The organism is Paraburkholderia elongata (assembly GCF_013177735.1).
GTDB classification, from domain to species: Bacteria; Pseudomonadota; Gammaproteobacteria; order Burkholderiales; family Burkholderiaceae; genus Paraburkholderia; species Paraburkholderia elongata.
On sequence record NZ_WOEZ01000280.1, the window covers coordinates 1 to 16,711 of the forward strand.

Consider the following 16,711-nt stretch of genomic DNA (forward strand, 5'->3'; position numbering starts at 1 on the left):
CGCACGGTCTGACCGTCGCGCAGGTGCGCGAACGGGCAAAGCCGGAAGAAGGTCGCGGCGTCTATATCGCGGCCGTCACGCGGCTCGAAACCACGGTGCCCGCGCTGCCCGGCACCGAGCTCAATCGCGGCGACGTCCTGACGCTGGTGGGCGCGAAGGCCGATGTCGAGCGTGGCGCGCGGCATCTGGGTTACGTACTCGCCACGACCCAGAAAACCGACTTCGTTTATCTGGGCCTGGGCGTGCTGGTCGGTATGGCGATCGGCCATCTCGGCGGGCGCATCGGCGGCGTGTCGATCGCGCTCGGCACGGGTGGCGGCTGCCTGCTCTCGGCGCTGCTGTTCGGCTGGATCCGTTCGCGCTATCCGTTGGTCGGCTCGTTGCCTTCGGTTGCCGCGCAAATTCTCAAGGATTTTGGCCTTGCCACCTTCATTGCCGCTGTCGGGCTGTCGGCGGGACCCGACGCCATCAAGCTGGTGCGCGAATACGGTCTGGCGCTGCCCGTCGCGGGCATTCTGATGGTGCTCGTGCCCGGCTTGCTGTCGCTCTGGATCGGCCGTGCGTTTCTCAAGCTCGAAGCGCCCATGCTGCTCGGCGCCATTGCCGGTCAGCAATGCACTACGCCGGCGATCAGCGCGCTGGTCGGCGTGACCGGCAATTCGACACCCGTGATCGGCTACACGATCACCTATGCGCTCTCGAACATTTTGTTGCCGTTGATGGGGCCGGTCGTGGTCGGCCTTGCCGGGAAGTTCGGCTAAACGCACAGATGGGCTGCGCGCGGCGTGGCGCGCAGCCGACCGCATGCGGATGCCGTGAGGTCCGTCTGCACTTGCAGCACCCAGTACTCGGTATCGAAAACTATCCAGCGAGGGCACGACGGACTGGCTACATCACATTTTCCAGAAATCACCCGAGATCGCGCTGTTTCTTTCGCTTGCAGCCGGTTACTTCATCGGGCAAATCAACTTCGGGAAATTCCAGTTAGGCGGCGTGGGCGGTTCATTGCTGGCTGCGGTCGTGATCAGCCAGGCAGGCGTGACGATCGACAACGGCGTGAAATCGGTGATGTTCGCCGTATTCATATACGCGGTCGGCTACGACTCCGGACCGGGCTTCTTCAACTCGCTGAACCGCAAGACGCTGCGTGAGATTGCGATGGCGGTGTTTCTCGCCGTCTCCGCGCTGATCACCGTGGTGGTCTGCGCGAAGCTGTTCCATCTGAACAAGGGCCTCGCCGCGGGTCTTGCGGGCGGCGCGCTGACGCAGTCGGCGATTATCGGCACGGCCGGCGACGCCATCGCGCGTCTCGGTCTGCCCGCCGATCAGGTCAAGTCGCTGCAATCGGACGTGGCAATCGCGTATGCCGTGACCTACGTGTTCGGCTCGCTCGGCGCGATCATCGCCTGCGTGAACATCCTGCCGAAGTTCATGGGGCAAGGCTTACGCGAGGCGTCGATCGAAGCGGAGCGTGAACTGTCTTCAGGTTCGTCCTCACTCGGAGCGGGGCAAATTCGTGCGTTGCCCGAACTGGTGGGGCGTGCGTACAAGATCGATGTCAGCGCTGGGAAAACGGTCAAGGCAGTCGAGACTCAGCATCAGGACATGATGACGATCGAGCGGATCAAGCGTGACGGTAAGAACCTCGAGCCGACGCCCGATCTGGCCTTGCAACTCAACGACGAGGTGCTGGTGGTGGGCCGCCGTGAGGCGGTGGTCGCATTCGGCGCGAACGGCAACGAGATCGCCAACGTCGAGGACATTGGCGTCGTGATGCAGACGCGCGAAGGCGTGTTCACACGCAAAGGTATGAACCACACGACGATCGCCGCTGCGCGCGAAGTGGTGGATCGCGACATGCGTCACGGCGTCTATATCCAGAGCGCTTCGCGTGCCGGCCAGCCGCTGCCGATTCTGCCCGAAACCAAGCTCGAGCACGGCGACGTGATCACTTTCTACGGTTCGCCGAAAGACACCAAGCGTGCCGTCGACGCAGCCGGCTACGAACTGCCGTACAGCAATAAAACCGACTTCATCTATATGGGCGTCGGCCTCGTGCTCGGTCTGCTGATCGGGCTGATCGTCATCAACGTGGGCGGCATTCCGCTCACGCTCGGTTCGGGTGGCGGCTGCCTGCTGGCCGGTTTGCTGTTCGGCTGGATGCGTGGCAAGCATCCGATGTATGGCGTCATGCCGACGGCGGCGTCGCAGTTGCTGAAGGACTTCGGTCTCGCGGCGTTCGTTGCGGTGGTCGGCCTGAACTCCGGCTTGCAGGCAGTCGTGACGGTCAAGCAGAGCGGCATGACGATCTTCCTGCTCGGCGTGTTCGTCACGTTGTTCCCGCTGATCCTGACGATGCTGTTCGGCCGCTACGTACTGGGCTACAAAAACGCGGCGATTCTGGCCGGCGCACTCTCGGGTTCACGCAGTGCGAACCCGGCATTCGGCGGTGTGCTCGACAAGGCGGAAAGCGCCGTCCCGACTGTACCGTTCGCGATTACGTATGCGATTGCGAACGTCGCATTGACGTTGCTCGGACCGCTCGTGGTCGGGCTGGTTTAGTCAGGTTTAGCGCGCGCATTTATCGATCTCTCTTACGCCGGCATCAACTGAACGATCACACACGACGCCGGCGTTATTCACTTGCACATTGGAGAACGCATCATGGCAAAAGAGAAAAGCGGCAAGAAACAAGGCGACGTGGCTCAAGCCGGCCTCGCGGCGCTCAGCCCGTTCGAACTCAAGGACGAACTGATCAAGGCTGCCGGTGGCGGCGCGGTAGAGCGTGCCGCTAATGCATCGATGCTCAACGCCGGCCGCGGCAATCCGAATTTCCTCGCGACGATTCCGCGCCACGGCTTCTGGCAGCTCGGTCTCTTTGCGATGCGCGAGTCGGAGCGTTCGTTTGCGTTTATGCCCGAGGGGGTCGGCGGTTTCCCGCGCCGCGAAGGGCTCACGGAGCGCTTCGATCTGTTCCTGCGCGAAAACAAGGGCGTGCCCGGCATCGACTTTCTGCGTGGCGCGGTGTCGTATGTGCGCGACCAGCTCGGACTCTCCGCGGGCGACTTTCTCTATGAAATGTGCGAGGGCATTCTCGCGTCGAACTATCCGGTGCCGGACCGGATGCTTAAGTTATCCGAACTGATCGTCGGGCAGTATCTGCGCCGCGAGATGATCGGCAGTCGTCCGTTCGTCGGCGAGTTCGACGTGTTCGCCGTGGAAGGCGGCACGGCGGCGATGACGTACATCTTCAATACGATGCGCGAGAATCACCTGATCAAGCCGGGTGACACGATTGCGCTTGGCTTGCCGATCTTCACGCCGTACATCGAAATTCCGCGCCTGAACGACTATCAGCTGAACGTCGTCAATCTCGAAGCCACGGTTGAAAGCGGCTGGCAGTATTCGAAGAAGGAACTCGACAAGCTGCGCGATCCGAAGGTGAAGGCGTTCTTCCTCGTGAACCCGAGCAATCCGCCTTCGGTGAAGATCAGCGACGAGAGCCTCGAATATATCGCCGAGATCGTCAAGGAACGGCCCGATCTGATTCTGCTGACCGACGACGTGTACGGCACCTTCGCCGACGATTTCGTCTCGCTGTTCGCGCTCGCGCCGAAGAACACCATTCTCGTGTACTCGTACTCGAAGTATTTCGGCGCGACCGGCTGGCGTCTCGGCGTCATCGCGACGCATCGCGACAACGTGCTCGACAAGCTGATCGCCGAACTGCCGAAAGACGCGAAAAAGCAGTTGCACGAACGTTACGAATCGATCACGACCGAGCCGGAAAAGCTCAAGTTCATCGATCGGCTGGTGGCCGACAGCCGCACGGTCGCGCTGAATCACACGGCGGGATTGTCGACGCCGCAGCAGGTGCAGATGGTGTTGTTCTCGCTGTTCTCACTGATGGACACGCCCGACGCGTACAAGAACGCGTTGAAGCGCCTGATCCGCAAGCGCAAGCAGGCGCTGTACGAAGAGGTCGGCATTTCGTTCGAGGAGAACGATCCGAATCAGGCCGACTACTACACGATTCTCGACATCGAGTACCTCGGCGAGCGCATGTTTGGGCGTGAGTTCGTCGACTGGCTGCTGAAGAACACCGAGCCGTCCGAATTGCTGTTCCGCCTCGCGCGTGAAGCGCGCGTGGTGCTGTTGCCGGGACGCGGCTTCGGTACGCAGCATCCTTCGGGACGGGTGTCGCTGGCCAATCTGAACGAGTCGGACTATCGGCAGATCGGCCGCGCGATGCGCAAGCTGATCGAGGAATATGTCGAGCGGTATAACGCGGCAACCGGCAAGAAGCTCGATAAGTCCAAGGTGAAGTGACAAAATCCTTGCGCAATCGCGCGGATCGGTGAATGATCGAACAAGCGGCCCCGCCAGTGTCATTGCTGGCGGGGCCGCTTGTTCCTTTGCGCCCTGACATTCACGTACCGATCATGCCGACTTCATCCACATCCGCCGCACCCGTTTCCTACGCTGTGCCCTGTCCGGTTGTCGAATCGCTCGACGCCATTCTTCCCGAAGAGCCGTTGCTGATGATGGGCGCCGGCCCCGTGCCGATTCCCGCGGCGGTGGCCAAGGCCAATACGGTGGTGATCAATCACCTTGGCAGCACGATGGTGAAGGTGATCGGCCAGGTGAAGACCATGGCGCGCTACGTATTCCAGACGAATTCGAAGTGGGTGCTGGGGGTCGCGGGGCCGGGTTCTGCCGCGATGGAAATGGCGATTTCCAACCTCGCGTGGGAAGGCACGAGAGTGTTGAGTATCAGGAACGGTTTTTTCAGCGAGCGGATGGCGGAGATGGGGCGGCGCGTCGGCGCGCACGTTGCCATGCTCGACGTCGAGGACGGCACGGTGGCGAGCCTCGAAAAGGTCGCCGAGGCGATCCGCCGCGAACGGCCGGAGATCGTCACGGTGGTGCAGGGCGAGACGTCGAACACGGTGTGGAATTACCACTTGAAAGACATTGCCGCGCTGGCGAAGGCCGCGGGCGCGCTGGTAATCGTTGATGCGGTGTGCACGCTGAGCACGATGCCGTTGGAGATGGATGCATGGGAGATCGATGCCGTGATTACCGGCGGGCAGAAGGGGTTGTCGTCGATTCCTGGCGTGTCGCTGATTGCGTTTTCGGATGCTGCGTGGGAGCGGGTTAAAGGACGCACGGCGCTTAATGCACATTGGTGTCTGGATGCTTCGCTGGCTGAGAATTTCTGGCATAACGCCGGATATCACTACACGGCGCCTGTGTCCGGCGTGCTGGCTTTGCATGAGGCTTTGCGGCTGGTTTGTGCTGAGACGTTGGAGAAGCGGTTTGCGCGGCACTTGAAGTGTTCGTTGGCTTTGCAGGACGGGGTCACGGCTTTGGGCTTGCAACTCTATGCGCCGCAGGCTTGCCGGTTGAACTCTGTGGTTGGGATCGAAGTGCCCGTCGGGCTGAGTCCAGGGGACGTTTGCTCGCATATCTCGCGGCAGCATCAGGTTGAGATTTCTGGTTCGTTCGGATTGCCGATTGTTCGGATCGGACAGATGGGAGAGCAATGTCGCGAACATAACCTGTTCCGGACGGTGCATGCTCTCGGGAGGACGATGGTCGATCTAGGCGTTAAGGTTGATTTGCCAGCTGGCGTGGCGGCGCTTGAGCGTGGGCTTTCCGGAGGGAGATAGGGGCTGGGTCTTTTTGCCCCTCGCGCCCCTGTTTGAGCGGCGTTCGTGCGATGACCGGGTGAGCGAAGTGGCGGATTTTTGGGGGGCCAAAGCCGCCAAAGAATAGTCAAACAGCGCCGCGCCGATACTGCGTTGCCACCTGATGCTGTTACCATGACCAGCAAACGACAGGGGCCAAGATGAGCAAAACGACAAGCAAATCTGGCGGGGTACTACCGGCGCTCACTAGTATCCGCTTTCTGGCTGCCCTGACGGTGGTGTTATCGCATTTCACCGAGTTGGGCTTACTCAAATTGCCCAAACAGTTGTTTGGTTTCATAGACGGTGGTCGCCCCGCCGTGTCACTATTTTTCGTGCTTTCCGGGTTCATCCTCACTTATACGTACCGGCAAACAATCGGTACCGAGGGTGGCCCGATGCGCTTCTATGTCGCCCGCTTCGCCCGAATCTACCCGGTCGTGCTTCTTTCACTGGGTCTGGCGGCGCTCGTCACCGCTTATCTGCTCAATACAGGAGATGCATCGCTCCTGCTCGAGTGGTACGCGCTAAAGAATTGGATTTATATCTCACTCGCTATAAGCCTGGTCTGCCAACTGTTCTTGCTGAATGCCTGGTTTCCGTTCGCTGCAGTTAATCAGCCATGGAACGGACCCTCGTGGAGCATCTCCTGTGAAGCATTCTTCTACGCGCTATTTCCACTGCTGGTGCGCAGACTGGGAGCAATGCGCTTGCGGACGTTGTACGTTCTTTGTGCGGGGCTCTGGATACTGCAAGGGCTGTGGATCGTGTTTCTTCAACATGCGCTACCAGCGAGTCGCCACGGCTTTCTCGTCGCCGAATTTCCGATTACACACCTTTTCGAATTCATTGTCGGCATATGCGCCGCGATCAAGTTTGACGAGTTGCGTACACGCGGCACCTCGCTCCATTCTCGCGGCCTATTACTGATTTCTTTGGCACTCACTGCGATCGTCATCCTGGCAATCACGCGTCCCATGTCCCCCGCGTATTACCTCGAATCGCCGTTCTTCGCCGCACTCATACTCGGCCTTGTCTTATTGGAACGTCCAGTCGTTGGCTTCCTGAATCAACGTTGGCTCGTTCTGCTTGGCGAAGCAAGTTATTCTCTCTACCTCATTCACGTGCCGTTAGCACATCTGGCGCATATCGCTGGGTTCACCCAATCGAACGGATGGATCGCGATGATCTTCGTGATATGCCTGAGCGTCGCGATCTTTAAGTGTTTTGAAGAGCCGATGCGAAGGCGGATCCGCACGAGGCTATCGACCATCGCGCCGTCAGTGCGGCCGGCAACGATGCTGCACGATCGGGCCGCATGACGTTGCGGCAAGACGGCAGCGGCTCGCCTTCGGCGCGTGCGGCGCAAGGAAAAGCCAACGCCGTTGGCTGAAACAAAAACGCAGAATCAGAACAACGAAGAATCAAAGCGCCGCAGGCAAATTCGTTACATTGGCATTGCGCAAATACAAAACCGTAGAAAGCCCCACCGCAGCAGCAGCGGCAATCGCTGCAAAAAGAAACACCGACCCATACCCGAACTCCCCCGCGATATACCCGGCCAACGGCCCGGTAATCCCCAGCGAGAGATCGAGAAACACGGAATAAGCCGACAAAGCCGCGCCGCGGCTAGCGGGCGGCACGAGCCCAACCGCTTCCACGCCGAGAGCCGGGAACACCAAAGCAAACCCGAACCCGGTCAAGGCCGCACCCGCAAGGGCGATATGCGGCTCAGGCGCCAGCCACAACATCAACAGCCCGGCGCATTCGAACGAAAACGAAGCGATCGCGACCCGGAACCCACCGTAGGTCTTGATCGTGTTGGCGAACAACAAGCGCGCGCCGATGAACAGCGTGCCGAAAACGGTCAACGACAAAGCCGCATTGGGCCAATGCCGCGCCGCATAAAACAGCGTGATGAATGTCGCAATCGACCCGAAGCCGGCCGAGCCCAGCGCCAACCCGATCCCATGCGGCAGCACCCGCGTGAACACGCTCCGGTACGACATCCGCTCGCCATGCACGATCGGCACTGGCGCGATGGGCCGCGCCAGATAAAAACCGAGCGCTGCCAGCAGAATCACCAGAATGCCCAACGCGGCGAACCCGATCGAGTGTGCAATCGCTACACCGAGCGGCGCGCCAACCGCGAGCGCGCCATAAGTCGCGATGCCGTTCCACGAAATCACCCGGGCGTTGTTGCTCGTCCCCACCCGGCCAATGCCCCACAAAATCGCGCCGGTGCCGCACAGGCTTTCGCCGAAGCCGAGCACGAGACGGCTGCACACCAGCAATCCCAGGCTCAACACCGGCCAGCGCCCGCACAACACGGCCAGCAGCAACAAAATTCCACTCGCACCGCAACCCAGCAAGCCGATCGTCACCGTCCGCTTCGGCCCCAACGTGTCGGCCGAGCGGCCGGCGAGCGGCCGAGATGCCAGCGTCGCCAGGTACTGCACGCTGATCGCGGCGCCGGCCAGGATCGCGCTGTAACCCAGGTCGTCGTGGACGTAGCCAGGCAGCACCGCGAGCGGAATTCCGATCGTCAGATAGCAAAGAAACGTGAAAAAGACGACCGGAATGATCTGCATGGTCGTCGCAAATTCGCTGCGAGGTGTCGCTGAGTCGGTGGACATGGGGAAAACGAGACTTGAAAACGGCGGGAAGGCGTGATTTTCCCATGGAACCGATTCCCTTGCAGGGGTTGCTTAATAATTTCGACGGATAAAAAACGGTGCCGGAGTCATATAGTGGTTCGTTTTTACCCTGCACGAGCGGTCTTTCCGTGCGCAGCGGATCAAGAGGCCTCAGCCGGTAATGGTGGCAAATCTATAATTGTTATGAAAATACGGCAAAACGGACATTTCAACATAAGCCTACCAACCCTCAAACCCATCTCTATATCGTTTCGCGAATATGTCCCGCATGCGATCCCTGCTATGGGTTGCATTTATTGATGGTGATAGTTTTCGAACCATCATCGCAGCACGTCCCAACGGACACAGAACATTGAGAGTAACGAGACATGACTGAGCCGATTCGCTTCTACCACCGCAACGCGATCCGTGAGATCAAGGATGCGCCCGTCACCCGCACCGTCCTGCAGTATTTGCGCGAGGACGCGCATTGCACCGGCACCAAGGAAGGTTGCGCCGAAGGCGACTGCGGCGCGTGCACGGTCGTGATCGGCGAGCGCAACGAGGCGGGCGGCGTCGACTTCAAGGCGGTGAACGCCTGCATCCAGTTCGTGCCGACGTTGGACGGCAAGGCGCTTTTCACCGTCGAGGACCTGCGTCAGCCGGACGGCTCGCTGCATCCGGTGCAGGAAGCGATGGTCGAGTGCCACGGTTCGCAGTGCGGTTTCTGCACGCCGGGTTTCGTGATGTCGATGTGGTCGTTGTACGAGAAGCACGGCCACGAACATAGCTGCGCGAACAAGACCGTGCCGTCGCGTGACGACATCAGCAATGCGCTGACCGGCAATCTGTGCCGCTGCACCGGCTATCGTCCGATCGTCGATGCCGCCGTGCGCATGTTCGAAGCGCCCGCGCCGAAAGCGCCGGTCAATGTCGACGCGCTGTCGGCAACGCTTGCCACGCTCGAGCGCAAGGACACGTTCCACTACAAGCACGCCGGCCAGCAGTTCGACGCGCCGCGCACCGTCGACGCGCTCGCGAAAATCAAGGAAGCCGAACCGGCCGCTCGCATCCTCGCTGGCAGCACGGACATCGGCTTGTGGGTGACCAAGCAGATGCGCGAGCTTGGCAACATCGTCTACGTCGGCCAGATCGCCGAGTTGCAAAAGCTCGAAACGAATGACAACTGGATCGAGATCGGCGCGGGCGTGACCGTCGAAAAGGCTTACGCGGAAATTGCGAAGCAATATCCGGAGCTCACCGAAATGTGGCAACGCTTTGCGTCGTTGCCGATCCGCAATGCCGGCACGCTCGGCGGCAACATCGCCAACGGCTCGCCGATCGGCGATTCGATGCCCGGCCTGATTGCGCTCGGCGCGCATGTGATCGTGCGTGGCGGCGAGATCGAACGTGAAATGCCGCTCGAGGATCTGTACCTGGCGTATCAGAAGAAGGACATGGCGGAGCATGAGTTCGTCGTCGGACTCAAGGTGCCGACCCGCACCGGCGTGCGCAAGAACCTGCAGTTCCGCACCTACAAACTGTCGAAGCGTTTCGACTCGGACATCTCGGCTGTGTGCGCCGCGTTCTCCTTTATCGCCGACGGCAACGTGATCCGCGAGCCGCGCATTGCGTTCGGCGGCATGGCCGCCACCTCGAAGCGCGCGACGCACGCTGAAGCCGTGCTGCGCGACGCCGAATGGCACGAAGCCACCGCGCAGGCCGCGATGCTCGCGCTCGGCAACGACTACGCGCCGCTTAGCGACATGCGCGCGACCAGCAACTACCGCCTCGAATCGGCGAAGAACACGTTGTACCGCTTCTGGCTCGAAACGCGTCCCAACAATCCGCTGCCGAAGAGCGCACTGGATGTTCGTGCAGTTGCTGCTGCCTGCGCCCCGGCCGGCGCGAGCGCCTGAGACGCCACAAGGATACGGAGAACACAAGAATGAATCAGCATGCCGAACCATTCCTGAAAGACCTTCAGGATCTCGACGACTTTACCCAGGTCCACATCTCGCGTCCGCACGAGTCCGCGCATCTGCACGTGAGCGGCCGCGCCACTTACACCGACGACATCCCGACGCTCGCCGGCACGCTGCACGCCGCGCTCGGCTTGTCGACGAAAGCGCACGCGAAGATGGTTTCGATGTCGCTCGACAAAGTGCGCGCCACGCCCGGCGTGGTCGCGATCTTCACCGCAGGTGATATCCCTGGCGTCAATGACGTCGGCCCAATCATCCACGGCGACGATCCGATTCTTGCCGACGGTGTCGTGCAATACGTCGGCCAGCCGATGTTCATCGTGGTCGCGACCTCGCATGAAATCGCGCGTTTGGCCGCTCGTCGCGCCGAAGTCGTCTACGAAGAGTTGCCCGCGATCCTTACCGCGCAACAAGCCCGCGCCGCAAACCAGCACGTCTTGCCGCCGATGAAGCTCGCGCGCGGCGAAGCCAGCACGAAGATCGCTCGTGCGGCGCGTCGCGAAGCCGGCGAGATGCTGCTCGGCGGCCAGGAACAGTTCTATCTGGAAGGCCAGATTTCGTACGCGGTGCCGAAGGACGACGACGGCATGCACGTCTACTGTTCGACGCAGCACCCGACCGAAATGCAGCACATGGTCGCGCACGCATTGGGTGTGGCGTCGCACAACGTGTTGATCGAATGCCGCCGCATGGGCGGCGGTTTCGGCGGCAAGGAATCACAATCGGGTCTGTTCGCGTGCTGCGCGGCGCTGGCTGCATGGAAGCTGCTGTGCCCGGTCAAGCTGCGTCCGGACCGCGACGACGACATGATGGTCACCGGCAAGCGCCACGATTTCCACTATACGTATGAAGTGGGCTACGACGACAAGGGTGTGATCGACGGCGTGAGCGTCGACATGACCTCGCGTTGCGGCTTCTCCGCCGACCTGTCCGGTCCGGTGATGACGCGTGCGCTGTGCCACTTCGACAACGCGTACTGGTTGTCCGACGTGACGATCGACGGCTTCTGCGGCAAGACCAACACGCAGTCGAACACCGCGTTCCGCGGCTTCGGTGGTCCGCAAGGCGCGTTCGCGATCGAGTACATCATGGACAACGTCGCGCGTTCGGTGGGCGAGGATTCGCTCGACGTGCGCCGTCGCAATCTGTACGGCAAGACCGAGCGCAACCAGACGCCGTATGGTCAGGTGGTCGAAGACAACGTGATTCACGAGCTGATCGACGAACTCGAGGCGACCAGCGAGTACCGCGCGCGCCGTGCGGCGATCAACGAGTTCAATGCGAACAACGAAGTGCTGAAGAAGGGCCTCGCGCTCACGCCGGTCAAGTTCGGCATCGCGTTCAATGTGACCCACTTCAACCAGGCCGGCGCGCTGGTGCACATCTACACCGACGGTTCGGTGCTGGTGAACCACGGCGGCACCGAAATGGGCCAGGGTTTGAACACCAAGGTCGCGCAGGTCGTCGCGCATGAACTGGGCATCGGCTTTAACCGCATCCGCGTCACGGCGACCGATACGAGCAAGATCGCCAATACGTCGGCGACCGCTGCATCGACCGGTTCGGACCTGAACGGCAAGGCTGCGCAAGATGCCGCGCGCCAGTTGCGCGAACGTCTGTCGGCCTTCGCCGCCGAGCGTTTCGGCGCAGGGCAGGTGTCTGCCTCGGAAGTGCGTTTCGTGCACGACCGCGTGGTGGTCGGCGAGATGATCGTGCCGTTCGAAGAAGTGATCGCGAAGGCCTACGTCGCGCGTGTCCAGCTCTGGTCGGACGGCTTTTACGCCACGCCGAAGCTCTACTGGGATCAGTCGAAGCTGCAAGGCCGGCCGTTCTACTACTACTCATACGGCGCGGCCGTGTCGGAAGTGGTGATCGATACGCTGACCGGCGAAATGCGCGTGCTGCGCGCGGACGCTTTGCACGACGTGGGCGCATCGCTGAACCCGGCGCTCGACGTCGGCCAGGTGGAAGGCGCGTTCATCCAGGGCATGGGGTGGCTGACGACCGAAGAACTGTGGTGGAACGCCGGCGGCAAGCTGATGACGCATGCGCCGTCCACCTACAAGATTCCGACCGTCAACGATACGCCGCCCGATTTCCGTGTGCGTCTGTTCAAGAATCGCAATGCGGAGGACAGCATCCATCGTTCGAAGGCGACCGGCGAGCCGCCGCTGCTGCTGCCGTTCTCGGTGTTCTTTGCCGTGCGCGATGCAGTCTCGGCAGTGGGCGACCATAAGGTCAATCCGCCGCTGAACGCGCCCGCGACCAGCGAGGAAATCTTGAAGGCGGTCGGCGCAGTGCGGGCGGCGACTGTGGCGGCGCGGCAGTAAGCGCGCGAGTCCTGGTCGAACCCTGGCGTGACCTCCGGGTCGTGCCATGAGCCGCCTGAAAGTGGCGAGCTAACGCAAATCGTGCAAATATTGAAACCAACTGGATTGATCGCCATGAACGACTTTTCTTCCGTTCAGATCGGCCGACGCAGCGCCGTGGAAGCGCCGCGTCCGGCGCCGATGCATATCGTGCTGTTCGGCGCGGGGCACGTCGGCCATGCGCTCGTCACGCTGCTCGGCAGCTTGCCGTGCGTCGTCCAGTGGGTTGATGAGCGCGACGAACTGTTCCCCGACGAAACGCCGGCTAACGTGCAGGTCGAAGCGACAGACACGCCTGATGCGATCGTCGATACGGCGCCGCCCGGCGCGTATTTCCTCGTGATGACGCATAACCACGCGCTCGATTTTTCGCTCGCTGCGCGCATCATGCGGCGGCGCGATTTCACCTACTTCGGCATGATCGGGTCCAAGACGAAACGCGTGAAATTCGAGCGTCGTTTGCTGGATCGTGGGGTGGATCTGGATCGGCTGGTGGAGATGACGTGCCCGATCGGCGTGGGCGGCATTGTCGATAAAGCGCCTGCGGCGATTGCGGTCGCGGTGTGTGCCGAGTTGTTGCAGATTCGCACGCGTCAATCTGCTGCGCAGATGACGGCGCAGAAGCTCTGCGCGAGCCTCTGAGCGGGCAGAGCGAGGCACCTGGCGTCAGGCGTTCAACGCAAGGCTCGCAACGTTATTCGCTCGAGATAAAAGCGTGCTGCGTGATGCGGTGAACGTAAAGGGCTCGGCGTGAAGCCCGTAAGGTAAAACGTTCAGCGTAATGGCGTTCAGCGTAAAGGGCTCACCCTTGCGCTAGCTTCGGCCAACCTTCAAACCAGAACGTCAGTCCGCCGCGGCTGACGTTTCCTTTTTCGGCTGCCGTTTCGCGCGCCGCACCTTCTGCGCGACCAACTCATCCGACACTTGCGACATCAAGGTCCGCAGCCAGCCGACATCGCTCGGCCGGTCCGGCTGCGGATGCCACAGCTGATAACACTTGATGCGTGGAAACGGAATCGGCACGTCGACCACCGCGAGCGGCAGGATGCTCGCATAGTGCATCGCGAACCGGCGTGTCGTCGTAAAGATCAGATCCGACTGCAGCAGCGTTTGCGGGACGAGGCCGAAGTAGGGCAGCGTGGCGACGATGCGCCGTTCCGCGCGGGCCCGCGCGAATCCGATGTCGACCGCGCCGCCGCTCGCGCCGCTATAAGGCGTCGGCGCGAGATGCGGCGCGGCGAGATACGCTTCGCGCGTCATCGGCGTGCGCGTGAGCGGATGGTCGGCGCGCATCAGACACACCACCGTATCGGAGAACAGGTCGCTGCGCCCGAAACGCGGATCCGGCTTCGGCCAGTTGCCGATCACCAGATCGAGTTCGCCCGCATCGAGCGCCGCCGAATGGTCGAGCATCGGGCTCAGCGAATCGATTTCCAGACGCGCATGCGGCGCCGCTTCGCGAAACTGCGCGATCACGGTAGGCATGAAGAAATCGTTCAGATAATCCGGCGCGGCCACGCGGAAGGTGCGGCGCGAGCGGCCGGCATCGAAGTCGCCGTGCGGCGTCGCCACGAAATCGACTTCGCGCAGCACCCGTTGCGCCGAGGCCAGCAACGATTCGCCGTATTCGGTGGGCACCATGCCCGACTTGCCGCGCACGAGGATCGGGTCGTTCAGGGTCTCGCGCAGTTTGCGCAGCGCGGTGCTGATAGCGGGCTGGGTCTGGTTCAGACGCAGCGCGGTTTGTGTGACGCTGCGCTCGACGATCAGCGTGCGCAGCACGCGCACGAGCCAGATATCGAGGGAGGCGGCGGAGTCGTCCATGGTTTAGGCGAGGCGGTGCAAGCAGGTCGGGCCCGGATGAAGCGTCGTACGGAGCCGCCCGCGAGCCAGATCGCGAGAGCGGGGCGCAAAGGTTATAACCTTAGGCCCGTTTGCGGTGCGACGGCCATAGCGGGCACGGTATGGCCGGCATCAGGACAGCCTCTTTGACGCAATCACGTCCGAAACAGCGCGCCTTTCCGCACGAATCTTACGTTTTGCCTTCGTTCAGTTGTCCGCAAGGCCGGAAGGCAGCGAACTGATCCGCTTCACTTCCTGCGAGTCGAGCCAGTTCGGCGTGCGTGCGCAATACAGCACCATGGGCAACGCGTCTTCGCCCCAGAACAATTGATTGTTCAGACGGAAAGTTGGCACGCCGTAGACGCCCAGACCGATCGCATCCGTGGTGTTGCGCTGCAATTGCGCCTTCACCTCTTCGTTCTTGATGAGTACCGGGCCGTCAGGCATGCCGACGCGCTCGCACAGTTCGGCGAATGCTGCATCGCTCGACGGATCGCGGCCTTCGCGCCAGATGAAACGGAAAATCTCACGGACGAAGCTGATATCGCCCTTTGCCGCGGTGGCGAGCAGGAGCGGCTTCATCGAGTCGAACGGATGGGCCGGTGGCATCTTGAACGGGATGCCGAGTTGCTCCGCGCGAAACAGCGCGTGGCGATACGTGAAAGTGCGCTTCGAGGGCACGTCGTAAGCGGGCCGCTGGCCCCAGTGGCGATACAGCTCGTTCAGCACGACCGGCGTGAATGCGAAGTCGAAGCCCGGCCATTTGTCGTGTTGCTCGAGCAACAGGTACGTGAACGGCGAGACAAAATCGTAAAACCACAGCGGTTGCCTGGCGTCGATGCCAACGGTCATAAATGTCTCCCGGATTGCCTGTTCCGAACGGCGCTGTCTGCTGGATCGTCGGAATTGTAACGATCTTACGCGGTGCGGCCGCTGCTTGCACCCGTCAATATGGTTTCTGGCCGGCGCCGGCCGAAGACTCGTCGGCCTCGGCGGCTCCCCGCGCTTCAGGTGATTCAGTTGCGTCATCGTTTTCCGGCTCGCCCGCTGCGTCGCGCTGAGCCTCACGGCTGTGGGTGAGCCGCTCGCGCACGAAGCCGATATGCTCGCGCAGCACATAGAACTGATCCGCATAGGCGAGCGGCATTTTCAGACCGTTCACCGACTCTTCAATGGCATCGAGCCGCTCGATCAGCGAGGCGCGTTCGGCGGCCGAGTGCTCGCTGAGCGCGCTGCGCTCGATCGCGATCAGCGCGCCGTACCAGCGGTAGATGCGCGACTTCACCCGCCATGCGTACAGCGATGGCACGACGCGCAGCGCCGGAATCAGCAGCACGATCAGCGGCACCACGACCACCAGCAGCCGGTCCGCGAGACTCGCCAGCCAGAACGGCAGGATCCGGTAGAGGAAGCTCTTGCCTGACTTGTAGTAACGGGCGGCGTCGTCGCTAATTGGGAAATCGTGCGCGAGCGGCGCGGGGAATTCGCCGGCGCGCTGCATGATGCTCGGCTTACCGTGGACCTCGCGTGCCGCTTCGATCAGCAGATCGGAAAGCGCGGGATGCAGCGAATCGCGCGCCACCAGTTCGGCAGTCGGCGCCACCATATGTATCGGCGCGGACGGCAGGTTCTTGCCGAGGTCGAACGCGCCCATCGGCATTTGGAGCTGCGTCAGATACGGAAAACGGCGGGTGTAGGCATCGGCCTGGGTGAAATCGTAGAACTGCACATTCGGCGTGCGATAGAGCTTACCCATCACCGCCGGTTGTGCTGAATCGCCAGCCAGAAAAGCCGCGTCGACTTTGCCGGCGACGAGTGCCTGGGCGGCGGCGTCGCCCGAGAGCGGCAGTAGTTTGGTCGGGCCGCCCGGCACGATGCCGTTTGCCTTGAGCAGCGCGAGCGCCAGTTCGCGCGTGCCGCTGCCTTCGGCGCCGACCGCGAGGCGCAAGCCCTTGAATTCGGAGAGCCGCGCGACCGTCGGCCCGTGATAGAAGATCGCCAGCGGCACGTACGCCACGCTGCCGAGCGACATCAGGCCGTCGCTTGCCGGACCGGGCGCGACGCCGTCCTGCACGAAGGCAACGTCGACATTCGACTTCGGGTCTGAAAGCCGCTTGAGATTCTGCAGCGAGCCTTCCGAAGGCAACACGTTCAGCGTGATACGGTTGCGCGCCAGAATCTCCTTGTAC

11 protein-coding genes and 1 pseudogene are annotated in these 16,711 nt (G+C 61.8%); 8 read left to right on the top strand and 4 right to left on the bottom strand.

Features of this window, described 5'->3' with window-relative positions; translation table 11 throughout:
- The 5 genes and pseudogenes from GNZ13_RS46280 to GNZ13_RS46300 all read left to right on the top strand — a co-directional run.
- Positions 1-761: aspartate-alanine antiporter-like transporter (locus GNZ13_RS46280; RefSeq protein ID WP_456238734.1), on the top strand; the 761-nt coding region annotated here is incomplete at its 5' end.
- A gap of 121 nt (positions 762-882) precedes the next feature.
- A pseudogene (aspT, locus tag GNZ13_RS46285) lies at positions 883-2,562 on the top strand (aspartate-alanine antiporter); the annotation flags it as partial.
- Between the two features lie 102 nt (positions 2,563-2,664).
- Complete coding sequence (locus tag GNZ13_RS46290; protein ID WP_172177618.1) at positions 2,665-4,329, top strand: bifunctional aspartate transaminase/aspartate 4-decarboxylase; 1,665 nt, start codon at positions 2,665-2,667, stop codon at positions 4,327-4,329.
- 113 nt (positions 4,330-4,442) lie between these two features.
- Positions 4,443-5,672, top strand: a complete 1,230-nt coding sequence (locus GNZ13_RS46295) for a pyridoxal-phosphate-dependent aminotransferase family protein (RefSeq protein WP_172177638.1) — start codon at positions 4,443-4,445, stop codon at positions 5,670-5,672.
- Between the two features lie 179 nt (positions 5,673-5,851).
- Positions 5,852-7,012, top strand: coding sequence for an acyltransferase family protein (locus tag GNZ13_RS46300; protein ID WP_172177620.1), 1,161 nt, complete (start codon positions 5,852-5,854; stop codon positions 7,010-7,012).
- Positions 7,013-7,114: 102 nt separating this feature from the next.
- Here the strand turns inward: GNZ13_RS46300 and GNZ13_RS46305 are convergent, their stop codons facing one another.
- Positions 7,115-8,326 (bottom strand): MFS transporter, encoded by a 1,212-nt coding sequence (locus tag GNZ13_RS46305; protein WP_172177622.1) that lies wholly within the window; start codon positions 8,324-8,326, stop codon positions 7,115-7,117.
- Between the two features lie 389 nt (positions 8,327-8,715).
- Here GNZ13_RS46305 and xdhA point away from each other — a divergent pair, with 389 nt between their 5' ends.
- The 3 genes from xdhA (at position 8,716) to xdhC (ending at position 13,322) form a co-directional block, all read left to right on the top strand.
- Entirely contained in the window at positions 8,716-10,245 is a 1,530-nt protein-coding gene (gene xdhA, locus GNZ13_RS46310; RefSeq protein ID WP_172177624.1) for a xanthine dehydrogenase small subunit, read from the top strand.
- Between the two features lie 29 nt (positions 10,246-10,274).
- Positions 10,275-12,641 (top strand): xanthine dehydrogenase molybdopterin binding subunit, encoded by a 2,367-nt coding sequence (gene xdhB, locus GNZ13_RS46315; RefSeq protein ID WP_172177626.1) that lies wholly within the window; start codon positions 10,275-10,277, stop codon positions 12,639-12,641.
- 114 nt (positions 12,642-12,755) lie between these two features.
- Positions 12,756-13,322 carry a xanthine dehydrogenase accessory protein XdhC gene (gene xdhC / locus GNZ13_RS46320; RefSeq protein WP_172177628.1) on the top strand — a complete coding sequence of 189 codons (567 nt, stop codon included), beginning with the start codon at positions 12,756-12,758 and terminating at the stop codon, positions 13,320-13,322.
- Positions 13,323-13,523: 201 nt separating this feature from the next.
- Here the strand turns inward: xdhC and GNZ13_RS46325 are convergent, their stop codons facing one another.
- The 3 genes from GNZ13_RS46325 to GNZ13_RS46335 all read right to left on the bottom strand — a co-directional run.
- The gene (locus tag GNZ13_RS46325) at positions 13,524-14,504 is read right to left on the bottom strand and encodes a LysR substrate-binding domain-containing protein (protein WP_172177630.1); all 981 of its coding nucleotides are present in this window, start codon (positions 14,502-14,504) and stop codon (positions 13,524-13,526) included.
- Positions 14,505-14,729: 225 nt separating this feature from the next.
- Positions 14,730-15,374 (bottom strand): 2-hydroxychromene-2-carboxylate isomerase, encoded by a 645-nt coding sequence (locus GNZ13_RS46330; protein ID WP_172177632.1) that lies wholly within the window; start codon positions 15,372-15,374, stop codon positions 14,730-14,732.
- A 94-nt stretch (positions 15,375-15,468) separates the two neighbouring features.
- The coding region (locus tag GNZ13_RS46335; protein WP_172177634.1) for a TAXI family TRAP transporter solute-binding subunit at positions 15,469-16,711 on the bottom strand (1,243 nt) is incomplete at its 5' end.

What these genes read in the sequence shown, in the direction of transcription:
- GNZ13_RS46290 (WP_172177618.1), top strand. Translation starts at nt 2,665, where the DNA reads ATGGCAAAAGAGAAAAGCGGCAAGAAACAAGGCGACGTGGCTCAAGCC.
- GNZ13_RS46295 (WP_172177638.1), top strand. Translation starts at nt 4,443, where the DNA reads ATGCCGACTTCATCCACATCCGCCGCACCCGTTTCCTACGCTGTGCCC.
- GNZ13_RS46300 (WP_172177620.1), top strand. Translation starts at nt 5,852, where the DNA reads ATGAGCAAAACGACAAGCAAATCTGGCGGGGTACTACCGGCGCTCACT.
- GNZ13_RS46305 (WP_172177622.1), bottom strand. Translation starts at nt 8,326, where the DNA reads ATGTCCACCGACTCAGCGACACCTCGCAGCGAATTTGCGACGACCATG.
- xdhA (WP_172177624.1), top strand. Translation starts at nt 8,716, where the DNA reads ATGACTGAGCCGATTCGCTTCTACCACCGCAACGCGATCCGTGAGATC.
- xdhB (WP_172177626.1), top strand. Translation starts at nt 10,275, where the DNA reads ATGAATCAGCATGCCGAACCATTCCTGAAAGACCTTCAGGATCTCGAC.
- xdhC (WP_172177628.1), top strand. Translation starts at nt 12,756, where the DNA reads ATGAACGACTTTTCTTCCGTTCAGATCGGCCGACGCAGCGCCGTGGAA.
- GNZ13_RS46325 (WP_172177630.1), bottom strand. Translation starts at nt 14,504, where the DNA reads ATGGACGACTCCGCCGCCTCCCTCGATATCTGGCTCGTGCGCGTGCTG.
- GNZ13_RS46330 (WP_172177632.1), bottom strand. Translation starts at nt 15,374, where the DNA reads ATGACCGTTGGCATCGACGCCAGGCAACCGCTGTGGTTTTACGATTTT.